18 protein-coding genes and 1 riboswitch are annotated in these 21,012 nt (G+C 36.7%); of the genes, 7 read left to right on the forward strand and 11 right to left on the reverse strand.

Annotated elements, in window-relative coordinates; translation table 11 throughout:
* Positions 1–9: 9 nt before the first annotated feature.
* The 4 genes from DFR57_RS01925 to DFR57_RS01940 form a co-directional block, all read right to left on the reverse strand.
* A complete protein-coding gene (locus DFR57_RS01925; RefSeq protein ID WP_114351439.1) occupies positions 10–1,887 on the reverse strand; it encodes an ABC-F family ATP-binding cassette domain-containing protein in 1,878 nt (625 codons plus the stop codon).
* Positions 1,888–1,945: 58 nt separating this feature from the next.
* Positions 1,946–2,770 carry a VOC family protein gene (locus DFR57_RS01930; protein ID WP_170132873.1) on the reverse strand — a complete coding sequence of 275 codons (825 nt, stop codon included), beginning with the start codon at positions 2,768–2,770 and terminating at the stop codon, positions 1,946–1,948.
* Positions 2,771–2,920: 150 nt separating this feature from the next.
* Complete coding sequence (gene cls, locus DFR57_RS01935; protein ID WP_114351441.1) at positions 2,921–4,363, reverse strand: cardiolipin synthase; 1,443 nt, start codon at positions 4,361–4,363, stop codon at positions 2,921–2,923.
* Between the two features lie 110 nt (positions 4,364–4,473).
* Positions 4,474–4,935, reverse strand: coding sequence for an Hsp20/alpha crystallin family protein (locus DFR57_RS01940; RefSeq protein WP_170132874.1), 462 nt, complete (start codon positions 4,933–4,935; stop codon positions 4,474–4,476).
* A gap of 240 nt (positions 4,936–5,175) precedes the next feature.
* Positions 5,176–5,281: riboswitch (SAM riboswitch) on the forward strand.
* A gap of 98 nt (positions 5,282–5,379) precedes the next feature.
* Between DFR57_RS01940 and DFR57_RS01945 the strand changes: the two genes are divergently transcribed.
* The 3 genes from DFR57_RS01945 (at position 5,380) to DFR57_RS01955 (ending at position 8,909) form a co-directional block, all read left to right on the forward strand.
* Positions 5,380–7,101, forward strand: a complete 1,722-nt coding sequence (locus DFR57_RS01945) for a PLP-dependent aspartate aminotransferase family protein (protein ID WP_114351443.1) — start codon at positions 5,380–5,382, stop codon at positions 7,099–7,101.
* Positions 7,102–7,340: 239 nt separating this feature from the next.
* Positions 7,341–8,285: a GDSL-type esterase/lipase family protein gene (locus tag DFR57_RS01950; RefSeq protein WP_114351444.1), complete on the forward strand. Its 945-nt coding sequence runs from the start codon at positions 7,341–7,343 to the stop codon at positions 8,283–8,285.
* A gap of 24 nt (positions 8,286–8,309) precedes the next feature.
* Complete coding sequence (locus DFR57_RS01955) at positions 8,310–8,909, forward strand: YpmS family protein (protein WP_114351445.1); 600 nt, start codon at positions 8,310–8,312, stop codon at positions 8,907–8,909.
* Between the two features lie 13 nt (positions 8,910–8,922).
* On the opposite strand, the gene DFR57_RS01960 is transcribed toward DFR57_RS01955, so the two are convergent.
* The 5 genes from DFR57_RS01960 to DFR57_RS01980 form a co-directional block, all read right to left on the reverse strand.
* Positions 8,923–9,573 (reverse strand): response regulator, encoded by a 651-nt coding sequence (locus DFR57_RS01960; RefSeq protein ID WP_114351446.1) that lies wholly within the window; start codon positions 9,571–9,573, stop codon positions 8,923–8,925.
* Positions 9,566–10,606: a sensor histidine kinase gene (locus tag DFR57_RS01965; RefSeq protein WP_114351447.1), complete on the reverse strand. Its 1,041-nt coding sequence runs from the start codon at positions 10,604–10,606 to the stop codon at positions 9,566–9,568. The genes DFR57_RS01960 and DFR57_RS01965 overlap by 8 nt, the downstream gene beginning before the upstream one ends.
* Positions 10,603–11,322 (reverse strand): cell wall-active antibiotics response protein LiaF, encoded by a 720-nt coding sequence (gene liaF / locus DFR57_RS01970; protein ID WP_114351448.1) that lies wholly within the window; start codon positions 11,320–11,322, stop codon positions 10,603–10,605. The genes DFR57_RS01965 and liaF overlap by 4 nt, the downstream gene beginning before the upstream one ends.
* Before the next feature lie 78 nt (positions 11,323–11,400).
* Positions 11,401–12,030, reverse strand: a complete 630-nt coding sequence (locus DFR57_RS01975; protein ID WP_114351449.1) for a PspA/IM30 family protein — start codon at positions 12,028–12,030, stop codon at positions 11,401–11,403.
* A gap of 19 nt (positions 12,031–12,049) precedes the next feature.
* Positions 12,050–12,370, reverse strand: coding sequence for a lmo0954 family membrane protein (locus tag DFR57_RS01980; RefSeq protein ID WP_245937355.1), 321 nt, complete (start codon positions 12,368–12,370; stop codon positions 12,050–12,052).
* 179 nt (positions 12,371–12,549) lie between these two features.
* On the opposite strand from DFR57_RS01980, the gene DFR57_RS01985 reads away from it, so the two are divergent.
* The 4 genes from DFR57_RS01985 (at position 12,550) to DFR57_RS02000 (ending at position 17,734) form a co-directional block, all read left to right on the forward strand.
* Complete coding sequence (locus DFR57_RS01985) at positions 12,550–13,365, forward strand: ZIP family metal transporter (protein WP_114351451.1); 816 nt, start codon at positions 12,550–12,552, stop codon at positions 13,363–13,365.
* Between the two features lie 147 nt (positions 13,366–13,512).
* Complete coding sequence (locus DFR57_RS01990) at positions 13,513–14,055, forward strand: glycerol-3-phosphate responsive antiterminator (RefSeq protein ID WP_114351452.1); 543 nt, start codon at positions 13,513–13,515, stop codon at positions 14,053–14,055.
* Between the two features lie 317 nt (positions 14,056–14,372).
* Positions 14,373–15,863, forward strand: coding sequence for a glycerol kinase GlpK (gene glpK, locus DFR57_RS01995; RefSeq protein ID WP_114351453.1), 1,491 nt, complete (start codon positions 14,373–14,375; stop codon positions 15,861–15,863).
* A 209-nt stretch (positions 15,864–16,072) separates the two neighbouring features.
* Positions 16,073–17,734 (forward strand): glycerol-3-phosphate dehydrogenase/oxidase, encoded by a 1,662-nt coding sequence (locus tag DFR57_RS02000; protein WP_114351454.1) that lies wholly within the window; start codon positions 16,073–16,075, stop codon positions 17,732–17,734.
* Positions 17,735–18,022: 288 nt separating this feature from the next.
* Here DFR57_RS02000 and ilvB read toward each other — a convergent pair whose 3' ends face one another.
* Positions 18,023–19,696, reverse strand: a complete 1,674-nt coding sequence (gene ilvB, locus DFR57_RS02005; protein WP_114351455.1) for a biosynthetic-type acetolactate synthase large subunit — start codon at positions 19,694–19,696, stop codon at positions 18,023–18,025.
* A 401-nt stretch (positions 19,697–20,097) separates the two neighbouring features.
* A complete protein-coding gene (gene mscL, locus DFR57_RS02010) occupies positions 20,098–20,592 on the reverse strand; it encodes a large conductance mechanosensitive channel protein MscL (RefSeq protein ID WP_114351456.1) in 495 nt (164 codons plus the stop codon).
* Positions 20,593–21,012 lie beyond the last annotated feature (420 nt).

Raw genomic sequence — 21,012 nt, forward strand, 5'->3', positions numbered from 1 at the left:
ACCATTTGGTTAGTCCATCTCTTCTACCAATAAAGAAAGCTCTTCCCATCGTTCCATTTTGAATTCAAGCTCCTGCTCTAATTGCTGTTGCTTTTTATAGAGCTTCTGGATTTTTTCACTATCACTTCCGGCATCCTCAATATCTTGTTGAACACTCTCTATTTGGCCCTCTATGTCACCGATGGTATCTTCAATCGTTTCCCATTCCTTTTGATCGTTATAGGAAAGCTTTTTTCTTTTTTTCTTTTCAGGAAGAGGTTTGCTTTTCTCTTTTTGTATTGGAGTTTCGGCAACCTTTTCTTGTTCTCTGTATTCGGAATAATTCCCATAAAAATAAATAACATTTCCGCTTCCATCAAAAGCTAAAAGCTGATCAACCGTTTTATCAAGGAAATACCGATCGTGCGAAACAGTTATAACAACACCAGGAAAATTTTCTAAGTAATCCTCTAAGACCATTAACGTTTGTGTATCTAAATCATTGGTCGGTTCATCTAAGAAGAGTACATTGGGTTCTTTCATCAATACACTTAATAAGTACAACCTTCTTCGTTCGCCACCCGAGAGTCTTTTCACATACGTCCATTGCATAGATCTCGGAAATAGAAATTGCTCTAGCATTTGTTCCGCTGTAATGATATCCCCTTTTTGGGTATGCACCACTTCAGCCACATCTCGAATAAATTCAATCACCTTTAAATCGTCTGGAATAGCGGGATGGTTTTGGGTATAGTACCCAATTTTCACCGTCGAACCTTTCTCCACGAAACCTTTATCAGGCTCAATCTGTCCGGCTAAAATATTTAATAAAGTAGTTTTTCCACTACCATTTGCACCTACTATGCCAATTCGATCATGTGGTTTCACTAAAAAATCAAGGTTTTCAAATAACATTTCGTTTCCATATCCCTTTGTTAGGCCTTCTACTTCTAACACTTTTGTGCCTAGCCGATTTGCACCAACTGCAAAAGCGACTGATTCTTTTTTTGTATCAAAGGTTTTATCCTTCATTTCCTCCACACGACCGATTCGTGCTTTTTGCTTAGTAGTTCGGGCCTTGGCCCCCCGATGAAGCCAAGCTAACTCTTGTTTTAAAACATTTTTATGTTTCTTTTCACTAGCTACTTCCTGTTCTTCTCTTTCCGCCTTTTTCTCTAAGAAAATTTGATAGTTACCTTGATAGGTATATAGCTTACCCTTATCTAACTCAAAAATACGATTGGTAACACGGTTTAAGAAATAACGATCGTGTGTAACTAGTAATAATGCACCTTTATATTGTGGTAAAAATTCCTCTAACCATTCGATCGTATCATTGTCTAAATGGTTTGTTGGTTCATCTAAAATGAGTAGATCTGCAGGCTGAATAAAGGCTTTGGCAATTGCCACTCTTTTTTTCTGGCCACCTGAAAGTGCGCTAATTTGTTGATCTAGTTTCGTTACACCTAGCTTTGAAAGAATTGTTTTTGCTCTTGTCATTGCATCCCAAGCATCAATTTCATCCATTTCCTGTTGGACGCGCAAAAGCTGCTGTTGCAATTTTTCATCCGTTGGGTTGTTTTCAAGAGCTAGTGCAGCTTTTTCATATTTCCTTAGCGTTACAATTTCCTTTTGTTCGCCATTATAAATATATTCCATTACTGATACAGTATCGTCTAATTCTGGATCCTGATCTAAATACTCCACAAGGTAATCATTTGGATGCTCAAATTCTCCTGACTCTGCTGTATCAATTCCAGCTAATACTTTTAATAAAGAGGATTTCCCCGTACCGTTTACTCCAATTAAACCGATACGATCGTTTTCTCCAATTGAAAATGAAATTTGATTAAATAATACTTTTTCACCGTAAGATTTATATAAATGGTCCACTTTTAATCCGCGCATATGACTCATCCTTTCCAATCATTAGTATACGCGAAATTCAGATAGGCATAAAGCCAGACTAAATGCTTAGACCATATTTAATGGAAAATGGATCTTCTAATTGCATTGATTCCTCTTTTAAGACACCACTCTTCCTTAATGCATGAAGGTCTTCTACTGATATAGTTACATTCGCTTTTTTCAGACCAACCACGTTTTCTTCTGGTACTACTGCATCTCTTCCATTCCATACATTTAAACCAATATGATGATGGTACCCTTCTCCAGAAACAAACAGTGCTTGTGAACCCATTTCTACTTTTTTATCTAATCCAAACTGATCCATATAAAAGGTTCGTGCCTGTTTAATTGAGCTTACATGAAAATGCAGGTGTCCGATTATCGTACCAATCGGTAACGCTGTCCACGGCTCTTTATAGGTGGCCATTAAATCTTCTACCTGAAGCGGTAAAGTCGCTACTTTTATCTCTCCATTATCCTCTTCCCATTCTTCTTTTGGTCGATCACAATATACTTCAATTCCTATTTGGTCTGGATCTTCTAAATAGATGGCCTCACTAAATAAATGGTCTGAAGCGCCAATTAAAGGATATCTTTTATCTGATATATGTTTTAGAAAAGCTGCTAATTGCGCTCTTTCTGGTACTAAAATAGCAAAATGGTAAATTCCCGTTTCTCCTTGTCTCATCTTTCGTGCTTCTTTATTTTCATGCAATACTACGAGAATTTGCTCATCCTTTGTTCCTAGCTCTACATATTTGTCTGCTTTTCTGATCACGGTAAATCCTAATATATCCTCATAAAAGCTAATGGATTTTTCAAGATTGGTTACCTCTAATTCAACGCTTTCTATATGAAACTTTTCAATTGATCTGGTTGTCATGATTAATCGCCTCTTTTTCATTATTTAACTTACTTTATGTAAGTAAGTATATTTTAGTAATTGAATAATGTCAATCAATGCTTTTTTAATTTTTCCCATATTCTAAGGCAAACAAAAAGACAAACATTTAAGAATGTTTGCCCTTAGCCTTCACAGTATAGGAGAAATTAATCGTGCTAATGATTCTTTAAAACGAATCCATAGCGAACGTTGCTTGTAGAGTGCAAATGTTAATTCAGATACATATTCCATATCTTTTTCAAATTCATCAACTAACATTTCTACTAATGTCTCATTATATAAAAATGCGTTAACCTCAAAATTAAGACGAAAGCTTCTTACATCTATATTAGCCGTTCCAACTGAAGCTATTTTTCCATCTACTACAATCGTTTTGGCATGTAAGAAACCATTTTGATAGATATACACGGTAGCACCGGCACTTAAAAGATCTCCTACGTAAGAATATGTTGCCCAATATACAAATGGATGATCTGGTTTATTTGGGATCATGATGCGAACGTCTATTCCTGATAAACTAGCAATCTTCAGTGCGTCTAATAGGCTTTCATCCGGTATAAAATAAGGCGTTTGAATAAACACGTATTTTTTAGCTGACATGATCATTTTTATGTAGCCATGCTTAATCTGTTCCCATTCTGAATCTGGTCCACTAGAAACAATTTGCATGCCGACTGTCCCTGCTGGTTCTGCTTGATAATAGCGTTCATCATATACAATGTCATTGCGTGATGCTTGGTTCCAGTCCAAAATAAATCGAGTTTGCAAGTGCAATACTGCACTCCCTGTTATGCGTAAATGTGTGTCACGCCAATATCCAAACTTCTTTTTATATCCGAGATATTCATCACCTATGTTAAATCCACCGATATAACCTACTTTACCATCAATGACAGCAATCTTACGGTGGTTACGGTGGTTAATTTTAAGGTTAACCTTCGGAATTAATGGCGGGAAAAAGGAGTCCACATCTGCTCCTGCATCGCGCATCAATCGGATTATTTTTTTACTTATAGTTCTTGATCCCATATCATCATACAAGACTTTTACCTGAACGCCTTCTTTTGCTTTCTTAGCAACCATCTGCGCTACTCGTTGCCCTAAAGAGTCATCACGAATTGTATAATAAAGTAAATGAATATGGTCAGTTGCCTTATCCATATCCTTCAATAATTCATTAAATTTTTTCTTGCCATCTGTGAAAACATCAACCTTATTATCTTGCGTAATTAGAGCGTCATTATTACGTAGATGCAAATAAAAAATATCCTTGTACGGGAGCATTTGCTCATCTGAAATTTGGTACTTCCCGTGTTCCATTTCTCTTAGTTGATGCTGAACAGCAGTTTTTACACCTAGCTTACTTTTCGTGTCCCAGGTAAAAATTGATTTATTACTTAATTTCCTTCCAAACACGAGATATAAAATAAAGCCGGCTACTGGAATAAATAATAAAACCATCAACCAAGCCCATGTAGCTGTTGGATTTCTTCTTTCTAAAAATACAATTGCAAAAGCTAATACAATATTAAAAAATATAATAAAGCCTAATAAATAAGGAGTAATATCCAAATTTCTTCCCCCTCTCTTACATTCTACTGTTCTATCAATATAGCACACTTCTCATGGAAAAGCGTGCTATGTGAACAAGTCTATTCTGTTGATAGAATACGTCTCATCCCTTAATCAATTTCTATTCGCTTTGTATTTTTTTCTGATTTTTCTCCTTTGATATAGAGTACCCCATTTTCATAATTAGCATGCACAGTTTCAGTATTTGCTGTAAAAGGTAATCTTATTTTTCTTGTTGCTTCCTCCATTTTTCTTTCGCGTTTATGATAGTGATACGTTTCATCATATTGATTGGTTTCCTCTTTATGCAAAACTACAATATTTATTTCCTCGTCTAAAACTTCTAGATTAATTTGTTTCTTTTCAATCCCAGGTAGATAAGCTTTTACTAGCCATTCATCCTCTGTATCTAAAATATCTACAGGCATATCAAGTGCTGCAAACGATTGTTTAAAAAACTCATCAACAGATTGCAGAATTTTAGTTGGATCCTGCCTTCTAAGGTGATCTATCTTTTCTTGAAATTGTTCCTTTTTACTTTTATTTTCTTTCTCAGAAAAATTTTGACTCACAACAATCACTCTCCTCATCTCTTTTATAATTACGATATGTTGGAATAGAAAAATTGAATAGGCACTTAATTTTTTGGAATTTTTTAAAATAAATTTAACCCCGCTATCAATAGGGTTTTCGTGCATATTTTTAGAATAATATCCTTTATTTACAAAAAATTGAAAAATAATTGTTAATAAAGGATTGACTTCCCAACTTTAATGCCATATAATCCATACTAAGAAAACTTAATCGCATATCTCTTATCAAGAGTGGCAGAGGGAATAGGCCCTATGAAGCCCGGCAACCGTCAATTTTATTGAAAAGGTGCTAAATCCTACAGGTTAATAGCCTGGTAGATAAGAGGAGGAAATGATACATACAACCCTCTTCTTACATAGAAGAGGGTTTTTTGTTTTCTCTTGATTAGAGACGTGTAAAAACTTTATTAGGAGGCTTTTATTATGACAAAATCTTTTCAATTTCCAGGAGTAGAAACAACATTACTACACGGTGGACAGGAACCAGATCCAACAACGGGATCTCGCGCAGTACCTATTTATCAAACAACCTCTTATGTTTTTCGCGACACAGAACATGCTCAAAACCTTTTTGCTTTAGCAGAACTAGGTAACATTTATTCAAGAATTATGAATCCAACTGTAGATGCTTTTGAACAACGCATCGCGTTACTTGAAGATGGGGTAGCTGCTGTTGCAACAGCTTCAGGTGCTTCAGCTATTACTCTAGCAATCTTAAACTTAGCGAATGCTGGGGACGAGATCCTTGCTGATAGTAATTTATACGGAGGAACTTTTAACTTATTTAACAAAACACTTCCAAAATACGGAATTGATGTAAAATTCGTCGACGGAACTGATCCTGAAAACTTCCGAAATGCAATTACACCAAAAACAAAGGCTATATTTGGTGAAACTATTACGAATCCAAGCTTGAATGTATTCGACCTTGAAAAAGTAGCAGATATCGCTCACGAAAGTGGAATTCCAGTAATTATCGATAACACTTTTGCTACACCTTATGCTTGTAAGCCAATTACATGGGGCGCTGACATTGTCGTTCATTCTGCAACGAAATGGATCGGTGGACACGGAACTTCTATTGGAGGAGTTGTTGTAGACAGCGGTAAGTTTAATTGGAATAGCGAACGCTTCCCAGGCTTTACAGAGCCAGATGATTCTTATAATGGCATTCGATTTGGAATTGATATTGGACCACCAGCATTTGCGATTAAATTACGTGTGCAAGGGTTACGTGATATTGGCGCATGCCTAAGTCCACAAAATGCATTCAACTTTTTACAGGGCTTAGAAACATTGAATTTACGTGTAGAGCGACACACTGAAAATGCGAAATCTATTGTTCAATATTTGGAGAACCACCCTCAAGTGGAATGGGTATCACACCCTAGCACAGAGGATCACCCTTCTCATGCACTTGCTCAAAAATACTTAAATGGACATTATGGCGCCATTGTAGTATTTGGCATCAAAGGCGGAAGAGACGCTGGACGCAAAGTAATCGATAATGTTAATTTGTGGTCACACGTAGCAAACGTTGGAGACGCAAAATCATTAATCATTCACCCTGCCTCTACTACACATCAGCAGTTAAATGCGGATGAGCTAAAGAGCAGTGGTGTAACAGAAGAATTAATTCGTTTATCTGTAGGTCTTGAATCAGTTGAAGATACAATAAATGATCTAGACCAAGCAATTGCAATTGCTACTGACACAGAACCAACTATCCGTGTTTCTTCAGAACAAGCAATCAGCTGGGCTTTAGCTTCTTCTTTTGCAAGAGAAGATGGTGGAATCCGCCCGAAAACTATCGTTGTAGCAGGTTACAAAGAAGAAAAAGCAGAAGCAGTTAGCAAGCTTCAAAAAGCAGGATTTCAAATCATCCCATTAAGTAATGCGGATAATCAACTTTATGGTGCGCAATCAGTCTCTTCTATCAATGAAATAGAAGGCCCTGTAGATGTTTTATATATTGTAGATCCAAAAGAAGTATCAAATGAAGCAATTGAAAAAGCAAGTATTGTATGGGCAAACACAGATCAAGATGTTTCTACTATTAAAAACCATACAGAAGGACAAGGGAAAATCTTTGTAGAGGATCGCTGTCCATTTAAAGAATTTGACCGTTTGCGTCAAAATTACTAGGCAAGACTTAATTATTGTTATTATCTCCCCAAGATAATATAAATGAAGCCGCTCTGATTTTCAGGGCGGCTTTTTCATCTTTATATTTTACTTCTATCTTATACATGATAAAATACAAGCAGTTTCCCTAAATAATTATCGGCGTAGACGAATAAGTATAATACTGCGTATTAAAATGATTAATATATTAGAAAATAGGGTAAATCAACATAGACTATAAACGTGTAGGTGTATATAAAATGAAGGGCAATAAAGCAGTAATTATTATCCTAGCAAGTTTAGTGATTTTCATTGTGATGGTTAGTTATGTCGCTGCAATTTTCGAAGAACCGACACAAACAACCGAAAATGTTAGACCTATTGCAGAAGAAGAACAAAGAGTTGAAGAAGAGTTAGCAGAAAATGAAGAAGATGAAACTGATGAAGAGGAAGAAGGCTTTTCACAGGATTTTCGCGAAACAGTAAAGGACGTAGTAGAAGGTGCCTTAAATATATTTAAAAAAGAGACGCATATAGTTGCTGTTGGTGATTCCTTAACACAAGGAGTTGGTGACGAAACAGGAAATGCAGGTTATATTGGTATTTTAGAAGACCGTCTAGTAGATAATGACTTTAAGGTAAGCTTTGAAAACTATGGAGTTAGAGGAAATCAGACGAAACACCTCATTAAACGTTTAGAAGAAAATGAAGACTTAAGATCTTCTTTAGAAAATGCGGACGTCGTTCTCCTTACTATTGGTGCAAATGATATTATGCGAATTATGAGAGATAATTTCACTAATTTAACTGAGGAACCCTTTATGGCGGACCGGGATGATTACGAAGTTAGAATGAGCACCATTTTAGAAATAATTACGGAATTGCAACCTGAAGCAGATATCTACCTCTTAGGTTTTTTTAATCCTTTCGAGAAATACTTTGGTGATATTCCAGCTTTAAATGAAATCATGATCAGGTGGAATGACTCTAGTAAGCGTGTAGCAGAATCTTTTGAACAGGTGACCTTCATTCCGATGAAGGATATTTATAAAAATCGTGAAGGTAACTTTTTCGCAGAGGATTATATCCATCCAAATCGTGAGGGATATGTAATTATAGCAAATCGAGTCCAATCATACATGCAAGCAGCTCTAGAGGAAGATGAAAATGAAGAGGAAGCTGAACAAGACCAAGATGAAGAATAGACTTAAATGAAAAGGTGACAACATATGAAAATTGAAAAGAATTGGAAAGCATTTTTTATTGCATTATTAGGTTTCAATGTATTATTTTTATTATCCGTAATGCTTTTTATCTTTTGGCCAACTTCAGAGGTTGAACCACCTGAAAAAGAATTTATTGAAGAAGAAGAAGGAGCAGAATTTACGATTAATTCGAGTAAAGAGAATTTGACAGAACTCGTAAATGCCTATATTGATAAATTACTTAAAGATGATGAAGATAAATATCGTGTAAGCTTTGAGGATCAAGTACATGTCACGGGCACTATTGATGCCTTTATGACAGAGGTACCAATAAGCATCAGTCTCACACCAATTGTACAAGAAAATGGAGATATTATATTACAAACAGAGGATATGTCCTTAGGGCTGTTAAACCTTCCAAACAATAAAATTTTAGAATACGTCAACAACCGTGTGGACCCACCAGAATGGCTCGTCATTAACCCAAAAGAAGAAAATATTTATATCGCCGTCACCCAAATGGAAATCAAAAGCAACTTCAAAATACGCGCACAACAAATCGACCTAGAAAATAACAACATTTCTTTCCGCATCAAAGTACCAAATCAATCACTCGGGTTGTAGGGGGTGGTGCCTGTCACCCCCCGTTTTTTGTCGAACCAACGAGGCCGTGCTGATACGCGTAAACGGCTGCTTGAGTCCTGTCTTGAACTTCTAGTTTGCTGAGAATGTTGGAGACGTGTACTTTGGTTGTTTTTAGGGCGATGAATAATTGGTCTGCTATTTCTTGGTTTGTTTTGCCTTCTGCGATTAGGAGTAATATTTCATTCTCTCGGTTCGTAAGTGTGTCATGAAGTACCAAATCTGATTGTTTACGCATTTTTGCCATTACTTTTGAGGTTACCTCTTTTTCAAAAACTTGCTCCCCTACATGTGTATCGCGGATAGCCTTTGCAATTTTGTCTGCTTTTGAGGTTTTTAAAATATAGCTAGTCGCTCCCGCTTCTATTGCAGGATACACCTTATCATCATCAATAAAGCTAGTAACAATTAAGATTTTTGCTTCTGGCCAAGACTTCATGATTTGTCTGGTTGCTTCAATCCCGTCCATCTCTTCCATTACCAAATCCATTAAAATTACGTCCGGACGCATTTCTAAAGCAAGTTCTACCGCTTTTTTCCCATTATCCGCTTCTGCAACTACTTCGATGTCAGGCTGGGTTGCTAAATATGCACTTACTCCGATACGGACCATTTCATGATCATCTACAAATAATACACTAATCATTATTCTCACCATCTTCGTTTATAATTGGCACGCGTACTTCAAGCCTTGTACCTTCATTTGGAATACTCACAATTCTAAAATTAGCCCCTAATTCTCCCGCTCTTTCCTTCATATTAAGAAGGCCGTATGCACCAGAGTGTTCTTCTTTTGCATCAAATCCTATACCATCGTCCTCTATTTTCAAAATTACAAATCCATCTCGATTTAATAAAAGAACGTTTAATGTATCAGCTTTCGCATGTCTTAATGTATTTGAAATCGATTCCTGCAATATTCTAAATAAATGATCCTCCACGCCTTTATTCACTTTTACTTTTTCCAGCTTCCATGTAATGGAAAGTGGCACTTTGGCTGTTAGCTCCTCCAAGAGTTGCTCCATTCCCTCTGATAACGTCTTATCCTTTAAAGCAATTGGTCGTAAATGTAATAACAAAGCCCTCATTTCGAGCTGGGCCTGCTGAATAATGGTTTCGATTTGTAATAACTGCTTTTGAAGCATTCCTTCTTTCGCTTTTTCCGATGCATTTAAGGCAGAAACAAGCATGGAAGCTGCAAATAGTTCCTGACTAACTGAATCATGTAGCTCACGAGCAAGACGATTCCGTTCATCTGAAATAACTTGATCAATTTTTTCTTGTTGATTTTCTGTTCTTTCTTTAATTAGGCGTTGTGACCTTTGGGTTTGTTCTTGCATATAGGATTGAAGTGATTTTATCTTTTCCATCAAGCCAGCCATATCATCGTATGGCTGTTCATCTAATAAAGATTGACTTTTTCTGAGCCGATCAACGGTTTCTTCTAAAAAGGCCATTCGGTTACTCCAATAAAGCGACACCCCTATTCCAACGCTTAATCCGAAAACCATCGTCACAGATGGAGCCAATGCAATAAAAGGCATCCCCCATATTTTTCTCGTCCAAAATAGCTGCCAATTATCCAATGGATAGGCTACAAAAACGAGGGCATACAAAATAATCATTAATAGAATGGATAAGAAAAAGCCAAAAACAATCGCACGAGAATATAATTTCATCCCCGCTTCACCTCCAACTTACCGACAATCATAGAGGTGAAGATTTTAATCTTTTTCTGTGATTCTATATAATCTTTCGATTGAAACTCGATTGTTCGATTAAACGCATGCTCCTCGTGGTGCTCAAAAACAGAGATTGCACCATACATCACGTTATGCTGGATAACGACTTCGACGTCGTAGGGCACAATAACTTTCACATTTCCAACCACATTACGAATTAGCATCATCGCTTCTTGCTTTGGCAAAACCGTGTAGTTTAAGTCAATTACAACATCCCCAATAATGCCCTGAACATTCATATCCTGCCATGCAAAGGATTCTTCGTTCGTTCTAAATTTATGAAACCAACTGTTTTGACTGATTTTTTCCTTTACTACTGTTTGCTCTTTATTATCTGTAAGTAAATGATTTGCATCATTTTGTTCTTTTTTCCCTTTATACCACTGATAAATAAAATAAATAACAATAATAAATATAAACAAGCGAATTGCGAATGTATTTAACAAAAAAAGAAGAATTGCTACAATACCACCCCAGAAAAATGTTTTCCCAGATGTTTTATAGTAACTTCTTTTTCCAAAATAGATCGCTACAATTGCTAGTATCAATACAAAAAGAAGACCAGTATCGATAAAAATAACTTCGATTACAAATAAAGCAATAGCAATAATCAGCAATAACTGTATCAAATCGGTTGGATTTTTTTTAAACATACTGGCCCTCCTTTTTTTATTTTTATACAAAATGATTGAGTGCAGAAATTTTCTGCACTCCTTTAGATTACCATGTTTTTAATTAGAATTAGAAGCCTTTTTTTCTAATGCTGCAAATCTAGCGTCTAATGTATGCAAACGATAGTCTGATTGGACTTGTTGCTCGATTCTTTCAATGTAGCTTTCTAGTTCTGCAAATTTTGAAGCGCTCTTTGAAACAAGGTCCGTTTGTAGTACCTTGTTGATACCTTGCTGCGTGCGAGCAACGTTTTCCCTACTCTTCATTTCTAACCTTTTTACATACAAATCCTTCAGCTTCTGTTTCATTTGTACATATTTTGTTTCTAATCCTTCAATGTCTTTAATGGATTGATCTCGAAGCTTTGACAGGTGCTCTACTCTTGATTCGAATTGCGAAAGCTCTTGTTGAGCTTCTTCCTGAAGCTGTGCTTCATTTAATTCTTCAGCTAGTTGCATTTGACGCTTGCGTTTTTCAACCATCATTTTTGCTTGGTTCCATTCTCGGTCAATATCTTGTTTAATTTGATATTGTTTTTCAACCAGATGCTTAATCTTCTTTACTTCTTGCTCACATTCACGAATATATTGATTCACGTGCGCAATTGGATTCTTTTGTTCTTTTTGGTCTACTAAGTCATGCAAATCTGCCATTACCGTTTCTTTTAATCTTGAAAATAAGTTTGTCATCTTCATTCTCCTTTTTTATTTAGATATTTTCCCAATTTAAGTAGTCATCTTGGATGCTTTTGTTTTCTTTTTCTTCTTTCCATTTTTTATAGGTGTAATACAAAACAAAGATAGCTGCAACACCTATTAGTGCTGGTATGTTTGAAAGGCTAATTGAAACACCTATCAAAATGATGATCCCCCATAGCACTTTCTTGCCAACCGTTTCTGCGACTACAAACTTTCTAAGCGCATAATAGGCCACCGCGACACTGATAAGTAGCATAATCATTGGACCAAGATTGGATAATAAAACAATCGAAGCAATGATCGCTAAACTGATAAGTAAAAATGTTTTCAATGTCATTCCCTCCTTCCATGACTTAATGATAGCTTGTCCTTAATCTTTAGGTAACGGGCTTAAGCTGTATTTCACACTAAGCCTTAAGGCGTAATTTAGATAAGACTGTGTGCTTTTCCTTTACACGCAATACTAGTATTCTATTTTGTATAAGTAAGTTAACGAAGGAGTTTTAGAAAATGGCCGCCTATTTTATCGAGCTCAGTCCTGTTTTACAAGCATTTATTTTTACGCTATTTACATGGGGAATGACCGCTCTTGGAGCTGCACTTGTCTTTACAACTAAGACAATGAACGAAAAACTATTGGATTCCATGCTAGGCTTCGCCGGCGGTGTCATGATCGCTGCAAGCTTCTGGTCCCTCCTCTCACCAGCTATTGAGATGGCAGAACAAGACAGTCTTCCGGCATGGGTGCCTGCTGCAATTGGCTTTATGTCAGGGGCAATATTTCTTTGGGCAGTGGATAAATTGATTCCTCACTTACATCCAAATTCAAATATGAAGGATGCAGAAGGGATTCAACCTGCGAAAAGAAAAAGAAGTACCTTACTTGTTTTAGCAATTACCTTGCATAATATCCCAGAAGGCTTAGCAATTGGGGTTGCATTCGGGGCAGTAGCGCAAGGTCTGCCAACTGCTTCATTAGGTGCCGCGATCACCTTAGCCATAGGAATTGGAATACAAAATTTACCGGAGGGCACGGCAGTTTCTATGCCGCTTCGACGTGAAGGGATGTCTAGAAGGAAAAGCTTTTTATATGGACAATTCTCTGGAATGGTCGAGCCTATTGCAGCAGTAATAGGGGTTTTGGCTGTAACAATGATGGAGCCATTGCTTCCTTTTGCTTTAAGCTTTGCAGCAGGTGCAATGATATTTGTGGTTGCAGAAGAAGTAATTCCAGCTTCACAGGAAAATGGAAACAAAGACTTAGCTGCAATGAGTTTAATGATTGGTTTCACCATCATGATGATATTAGATGTAGCACTGGGCTAGGAGTAAGAAAAACTCCCCTTCTTTTATCATAATAAAGCTAAGTAGGAATATACCGTATTTCTCTTATTGAATCCATTGACTTGTCAATCTCACAAAGATAAGTATAATGAACTTGTTTGATCGATGATTTCTATGGAGGTGAGCACATTGACGAAATTAGAAGGCGTACTACCAGCAGTAAGAAGCATGAAAGACTTTGAAAGTGTCCTTAGAAGTCATCATGAAAATATTATCTTTTTAGAGTGTAGATTGTCGCAAATTAGCAGTCTTGTAAAATATACGAAGCAACAAAATAAAAAGGTTTTTATGCATGTTGATCTAATTCAGGGGCTTAAAGTGGATGAATATGGATTAGAATATTTAATTAATGATTTGAAGGTCGATGGAATCATTTCTACTAGAGGTAATGTAATTACCACAGCTAAAAAACATAACGTTATTGGTATCCAACGGCTTTTCGCATTAGATAGTCATGCCATTAATCATAATTTAAAAATTTGTAAGCGAATAAAACCCGATTACATTGAGGTATTACCAGGAATCATTCCAAATATATTAAAGGAAATACACGAGGAAACAGGCATTCCGGTTATCGCGGGTGGATTAATCCGTACCAAAGAGGACGTCTCTCATGCATTAAACGGTGGCGCAACTGCCATTACAACCTCCAATAAAGATCTTTGGTCATAATATTCGAATAGTTACTCTAAAAAAGGAAGATATAATTGTGAACATTTGTTGACGATAATTCCACAAAAGATTATAATCTTAGTTAAGTTAATATTTTGTGACGAGATGCGGAGACACACTATTATCTTTGATTTTTTCAAAGAACTTTAGTCGTGTCTTTTTTTATGCTTTTTACAAACTTAAACGTTTTAAAAGTTGGTTTATTAAACACTAATAAAGGTGAACATAAACCATTCACTATCCAAAAGAGAACAAAGCATAATGGGGATATCCCTATTTTCAGTTCTTAAATTCGCATATATAGAGGAGAGAAAACAGTGGGGAAATATATTTTATCGCTCGATCAAGGAACTACAAGCTCACGTGCTATTATATTTGATAAACAAGGTACCATCATCGCAACATCCATGCATGAATTTGAACAATTTTTCCCCAAACCTGGATGGGTAGAACACGATGCTAATGAAATTTGGACATCTATCCTGGCCTGTATTGCAGATGTTTTACGAATAGCAGATATCTCTGCTGCCGATATAGCAAGTATTGGCATTACCAATCAACGAGAAACAACTGTTGTTTGGGATAAAAACACAGGGAAACCAATTTACAAAGCGATTGTTTGGCAATCCCGTCAAACAGAAAATATTTGTCGTAATTTAAAGGAAAAAGGCTACAAGGATCTATTTAAAGAAAAAACTGGTTTACTTATCGATCCATATTTCTCGGGCACGAAGGTGAAATGGATTTTAGACAACGTGAAAGGCGCTAGAGCGAAAGCCGAAAATGGAGATTTACAATTCGGAACCATTGATACCTGGTTAGTTTATAAGCTTTCAGGTGGTAAAGTTCATGTGACAGATTACTCGAATGCCTCGCGTACATTAATGTTTAACATTTACAACTTAGAATGGGATGACGAGCTACTTGACATTCTTACTGTTCCAAAAAGCATGCTACCTGAGGTAAGGCAATCCAGTGAGGTCTATACTACAACCGTGGGGCATCACTTTTTCGGATATGAAGTGCCAATTGCAGGTATTGCTGGCGATCAACAAGCCGCTTTATTCGGTCAAGCTTGCTTTGAAAAAGGGATGACTAAAAACACATACGGAACTGGTTGTTTTATGCTAATGAACACTGGAGAAGAAGGCGTAAAATCTGATCATGGCCTACTAACCACTCTAGCATGGGGTGTGGATGGAAAAGTAGAGTATGCCTTAGAAGGTAGTATTTTCGTTGCTGGTTCTGCTGTTCAGTGGTTACGAGACGGCTTACGAATGATCAGAAAAGCAAAAGATACGGAAAAATACGCATCAAAGGTTTCTTCTAGCGAAGGCGTTTATTTGGTACCCGCCTTTGTTGGCTTGGGAACACCTTACTGGGATAGTGATGCACGTGGCGCGATATTTGGACTAACTCGTGGTACCACGAAGGAACACTTTATTCGTGCTACACTCGAAGCATTAGCCTATCGAACCAAAGATGTTATCGACGTAATGGTAGAGGATTCCGGCATGGAGTTAAAGTCGTTACGTGTTGATGGTGGTGTTGTTAAAAACAATTTTTTGATGCAATTTCAAAGTGATATGTTAAGCGTTCCAGTTGAACGTCCTGTAGTGGAGGAAACAACTGCATTAGGCGCAGCCTACCTTGCAGGACTTGCGGTTGGATATTGGAAATCAAAAGAAGAAATTGCTATGCAGTGGAAAAATGAACGTACGTTTATTCATGCTCTAGACGAAGAAAAACGCGATGAGCTCTATACTGGCTGGCAAAAAGCTGTCGCCGCAGCAAGACACTTTAAATAGGTTGATGATAGGAGACTGGGGTGTATACCTTCCTTTCCCCTACTCCTCATGCTATACTAAATACAAGTTAATAACTCGGTTGGAGAATAGAGAGACCACATTAATCAATTGCTATGTGTACGATATAGACAATTGATTATTTGTGGTCTCTTTTTGTTTTTCTAACGGAGATAACCATATTAATAGAAAAAAACGAAAGGGACGATCGTATGGAATTTTCAAGTTTACGAAGAAAAAATATGAAACAAAAAATGCAAGACGAAGCTTTAGATGTGCTTGTAATAGGTGGAGGAATAACCGGTGCTGGTATTGCCTTGGATGCCGTTACCCGTGGAATGAAAGCAGCTGTTGTAGAAATGCAAGACTTTGCTGCTGGCACTTCCAGCAGGTCCACAAAATTAGTGCACGGTGGTCTTCGCTATTTAAAACAATTTGAATTCAAGGTTGTTGCAGAAGTTGGTAAAGAACGTGCTATCGTATACGAAAACGGACCACATGTAACCACTCCCGAATGGATGATGCTTCCCTTTTATAAAGGTGGAACGTTTGGTCCTTTAACAACCAACATTGGTCTAATGATGTATGATTTTCTAGCTGGCGTCAAAAAGAGTGAACGTAGAAAAATGTTCTCTTCAGATGTTGCAATGGACCGGGAACCTACACTAAAAAAAGATGGATTAAAAGGTGCTGGCTATTATGTAGAATATAAAACAGATGATGCCCGTCTTACACTTGAAGTAATGAAAAAAGCTGTAGAAAAGGGTGCTCTTGCCTTAAATTACCTGCAAGTGACAGAGCTTTTATATAAAGAAGGAAAAGTAGTTGGCGTAAAAGTATTAGATTTAATTGATAATACTACTACAGAAATATTTGCAAAGAAGATTGTAAATGCAGCTGGACCGTGGGTAGATACGCTAAGAGAAAAAGACGGCTCTAAAAAAGGAAAGACTTTACGACTTACGAAAGGGATACATCTTGTTTTTGACGGAGAGAGGTTCCCATTAAAACAAGCCATCTACTTTGATACACCGGACGGACGAATGGTTTTCGCAATCCCACGCGAAGGAAAAACTTACGTTGGGACAACTGATACCGTTTATACCGGAAACATCGCGCGTCCACAGATGACTGTTCAAGACAGGGATTACGTAATAGATGCGATTAACTTCATGTTCCCAAAAGTGAAAATTACAGCATCTGATGTAGAATCTAGCTGGGCTGGATTACGTCCATTAATCCATGAAGAGGGTAAGTCTCCATCAGATATTTCACGTAAGGATGAGATTTTTATTTCTGAGTCAGGATTTATATCGATTGCTGGCGGTAAGCTGACTGGTTATCGTAAAATGGCTGAGAGTATCATTGACCTTGTTGCCAAGAACTTGCATCAAACAGAGAACCGTCAGTATCCAGCTACCCAAACAAAACACCTTCCTCTATCTGGTGGTGAAGTTGGCGGTTCTGCAGAGTTTGAACGGTTTGTTACACAAAAACTAACAGAGGCAAAAGAGATTGGACTAGCTACTTTTGCTGCTGAGGGATTAATTAGAAGATACGGCTCCAATATTGACATTATTTTGAATATTTATAAAAATAACAAGGGAACTTCTGATACAACAGCCCTGGATCCTACGCTGTTTGCTGTGTTAGAGTATTCGATTAATTACGAGTTAGCCTATACGCCTGCTGACTTCTTCATTCGCAGAACTGGTGCTTTGTTCTTTGATATTAACTGGGTACATGCAAACAAAGAACCCGTTATCGATTACATGGCGAAGAAATTCGGCTGGTCTGACGAAACAAAAGAAAACTATACCAACGAACTCGACCAGCTACTTTTTGAGGCTAAAAACCCAGTAGAGAGTGAATAATTTTTAATGAAAGGTACGTTCGTTCTTCAAGCTATGCGTTTTTTATCGAGGCAAAATAGGATTGATTCGCCTTATCTTGCTAAGATTAGGTTAAAGAGAACCCTGTATAAGTCTCGCTGAAAAATATAGTTGGAGTACCTATTTATAATCTCTAAGTTAATAAAGCTAAAAAAAATTAAGATTGAAGCTTATTTACATTTTAAGAAAAAGCGATACTTCCGATTAAAGGGGAAGTATCACTTTTTTATTTGAATTTCATTGAAAGTTTTATAGACTACGCTAAGTACTCTACTGGTTCTTCTCTACTTCCTCTCCTAGTGCGTCTGTGTTATTGCCTCCAGGAGGAACTATTGGGTAGACATTTTGTTCATCCTCAATGGTAAATTCCATCACCACAGGTCCTTGTATACTAAATGCCTTCTCTATAACAGTTTTAGCCTCTGTTAAACTTTTTGCTCGGTAACCTTTTGCACCATAGCTCTCAGCTAAGGTCACATAATCAGGTGAAGTAATTTTCACTTGTGAATAATTTCGTTCATAAAAGAGTTGCTGCCATTGACGAACCATACCAAGATAACCATTTTTCAAAATAGCAATTTTAATATTCAAACGATAACGTACAGCAGTCAATAGTTCTTGAATATTCATTTGAATACTTCCATCTCCGGTCACACATATTATTTCTTGAGTGGGAGAAGCCATTGCACCACCAATTGCTGCAGGAAGGCCATATCCCATCGTACCAAAACCACCTGATGTAAGAAAACGTCGTGGCTCTTGAAAAGGATAATGATGGGCCGTCCACATTTGATGCTGTCCTACATCCGTTGCCACTATGGCATTAGACGAGCTATGGTGATGAAGTAATTTTATTATTTTATCTGGTCCAATACGTTTATTTTTAGGTTCATGAAAACCAGCTGATTTTTTACTCCAACTCGCTGATTTTTCCAACCATTCGGAGTTTGCTTGTGAGAAGCTATGTCTATTAACCAACTCTAGAACTTGTTTTATGTCTCCTATTACAGGATAATCTATTAAGACTCGTTTGTTTATCTCAGATGGATCAATATCTACGTGAATCTTTTTAGAATTTGGGGAAAAACCATTCGTATTCCCTGTAATTCGATCACTAAAGCGAACGCCTAAACAAATCAATAAATCTGCCTTATGTACTGCACGATTCGCAGCAAAGGTCCCATGCATTCCTACCATCCCTAAGTGAAGGGGATGATTTTTATCTATGACTCCTAGTCCCATTAAAGTACTTACAAACGGAATAGACGTTCTTTCTATAAATTGAAGTAATGCAGTGCTAGCTCCTGAGATCAGAGCACCACCACCAACAAGTAAAACAGGCCTTTTCGATTCGTTTATTACACGAATTAACTTTTCAATAAGCTTTGGAGAAATCTTTTTAGGTGTTAATGGTAATCTATTTTCTTGTTTTTCTACATTTTGAACTACACTTGAGTCATATAGAATAGAACTTGGATAATCTAAAACAACTACTCCTGGACGATCACTAATTGCAATAGTTATAGCATCACTTGCCATAGAGATCAGATCAGTGATCGACTTGGCAGTAAAACTATATTTTGAACTTGCTTTTGTCATTCCACTTACGTTTAATTGTTCATTTACATTATTACTTGGGTGTTGGACAAAAACAACTAACGGTACAGAATCCAATTGCGCTGTCCCTATACCAGTTACTGCATTTGTGAAGCCGTATTCAGTTGTAATAAAAGCGATCCCAACTTTCCCTGTGGCTCTACTATACCCATCTGCAGCATGAATAACAGCTTGTTCATGCGTAAGTTGAATCTGATCAAAGGGTGACTCCTTACTAAACAAAGTCGGTTGCTTGTTTGGTTGAAATATTACGGAAATTTGCTCCTGTATCAAAACTTGGCATAAAACGTCCAACCCCGTTTGTTTTTTATTCATTAATTGTTCCATCCCACTACCCCTTTCATGTATTATCTAATTTTAAATTTTCTGAAAAATGAATGCTGTGATACTCATCACAAAAAAGAGGGTAATATTTATTTCTCCTTTTTTAACAAACCTAATTTTTCACCTCAGCAAATTTCTAAATAATTATCACTTACTTTATTCATCCAATATTTTATTTTTATTGATCAGTAATACTTGTCTGTTTCATCTTTACAACATTAAAAATTGTTTTCAGGGCATATAAAAAGCCCAGTAATAGCTAGATTTATGCTATTACTGGACTTTGACAAATAATGATCAAGATTACGGCATTTTAAATTAGAATTTAAAATTTTTCATATTAATAAATTACATCCATTCACAACACTCCTTTGACTTTGTATACATTAATTCGAAGAAGAATGTTATTTTATTCTAAGTATTGGTTTACCGCTTCGCTCCCGATTATCTGATTCCTCCTTAAGTGATGAGGAACAATTTGGGCAAATAATAGCTTGAGTAGGAATGGGTGTACAACAGAATGGACATTCTTTTTTTGTCATTGCGTCTAGGGGGTGCTGATGTGGTTTTTTCCAGCGATTAATTTGACGAATTACGATAAATACAACAAATAACACGATCATAAAACGCACGGTCGCTGTAATGAATAGGCCATAATTAACAGTAACAGCTCCAGCTTCCTTGGCATCTGCTAGCGAAGAATAGTGCTTTCCATTTAAAGTGATATGCAAATTCTCGAAATTCATTTTGGAGTAAAGAATTCCAATTGGCGGTAGTAGAATGTCTTTAACAAGTGAATCAATGAAACCACTAAATGCAGCTCCTAACACTACACCCACCCCCATATCCACCGCGCTTCCTTTCATCGTAAATTGACGAAATTCATGTAAAAGACCCATTTTAACAGCCTCCTTCGCTATCCTATTCTATGAGCGTATAGGACAAACTATGAAATGATTCTCCCCTACTAAATATCGATAACTTTTTTCAAATTACCTTATTACCTTTTCAAAAAAGAAATATGCATTTTTATGAGCGTAGAACATTGAATACTGATCAAGATATTATCTGCCTAGAGGTGTAAAATCTTTTAGATAAACAAATGTATTCGTTTATCTTATACTTGGTACGTTAAATTTTCTTTACGCAGATTAGACTTCTGCGTTAAAAATTTATCTTTTGTTATCGTACAAAAAAATGACACATCTCCTTTTTCGTTGAGATATCTATGGTTACACTTGTTTTAAGAAAAAATAGTATGTGAAATTTTTAACAAACATATAGACCAGATAGATCCTTAATGGTAAAATAAGGTTGTA

Origin of the sequence: Saliterribacillus persicus (assembly GCF_003337485.1) — a bacterium.
Classification (GTDB): Bacteria; Bacillota; Bacilli; order Bacillales; family Amphibacillaceae; genus Saliterribacillus; species Saliterribacillus persicus.

What these genes read in the sequence shown, in the direction of transcription:
- liaF (WP_114351448.1), bottom strand. Translation starts at nt 11,322, where the DNA reads ATGTTTAAAAAAAATCCAACCGATTTGATACAGTTATTGCTGATTATT.
- DFR57_RS02000 (WP_114351454.1), top strand. Translation starts at nt 16,073, where the DNA reads ATGGAATTTTCAAGTTTACGAAGAAAAAATATGAAACAAAAAATGCAA.
- DFR57_RS01930 (WP_170132873.1), bottom strand. Translation starts at nt 2,770, where the DNA reads ATGACAACCAGATCAATTGAAAAGTTTCATATAGAAAGCGTTGAATTA.
- DFR57_RS01975 (WP_114351449.1), bottom strand. Translation starts at nt 12,030, where the DNA reads ATGACAAACTTATTTTCAAGATTAAAAGAAACGGTAATGGCAGATTTG.
- mscL (WP_114351456.1), bottom strand. Translation starts at nt 20,592, where the DNA reads ATGGGTCTTTTACATGAATTTCGTCAATTTACGATGAAAGGAAGCGCG.
- DFR57_RS01985 (WP_114351451.1), top strand. Translation starts at nt 12,550, where the DNA reads ATGGCCGCCTATTTTATCGAGCTCAGTCCTGTTTTACAAGCATTTATT.
- DFR57_RS01950 (WP_114351444.1), top strand. Translation starts at nt 7,341, where the DNA reads ATGAAGGGCAATAAAGCAGTAATTATTATCCTAGCAAGTTTAGTGATT.
- DFR57_RS01960 (WP_114351446.1), bottom strand. Translation starts at nt 9,573, where the DNA reads ATGATTAGTGTATTATTTGTAGATGATCATGAAATGGTCCGTATCGGA.
- DFR57_RS01965 (WP_114351447.1), bottom strand. Translation starts at nt 10,606, where the DNA reads ATGAAATTATATTCTCGTGCGATTGTTTTTGGCTTTTTCTTATCCATT.
- DFR57_RS01925 (WP_114351439.1), bottom strand. Translation starts at nt 1,887, where the DNA reads ATGCGCGGATTAAAAGTGGACCATTTATATAAATCTTACGGTGAAAAA.
- DFR57_RS01955 (WP_114351445.1), top strand. Translation starts at nt 8,310, where the DNA reads ATGAAAATTGAAAAGAATTGGAAAGCATTTTTTATTGCATTATTAGGT.
- ilvB (WP_114351455.1), bottom strand. Translation starts at nt 19,696, where the DNA reads ATGGAACAATTAATGAATAAAAAACAAACGGGGTTGGACGTTTTATGC.
- DFR57_RS01945 (WP_114351443.1), top strand. Translation starts at nt 5,380, where the DNA reads ATGACAAAATCTTTTCAATTTCCAGGAGTAGAAACAACATTACTACAC.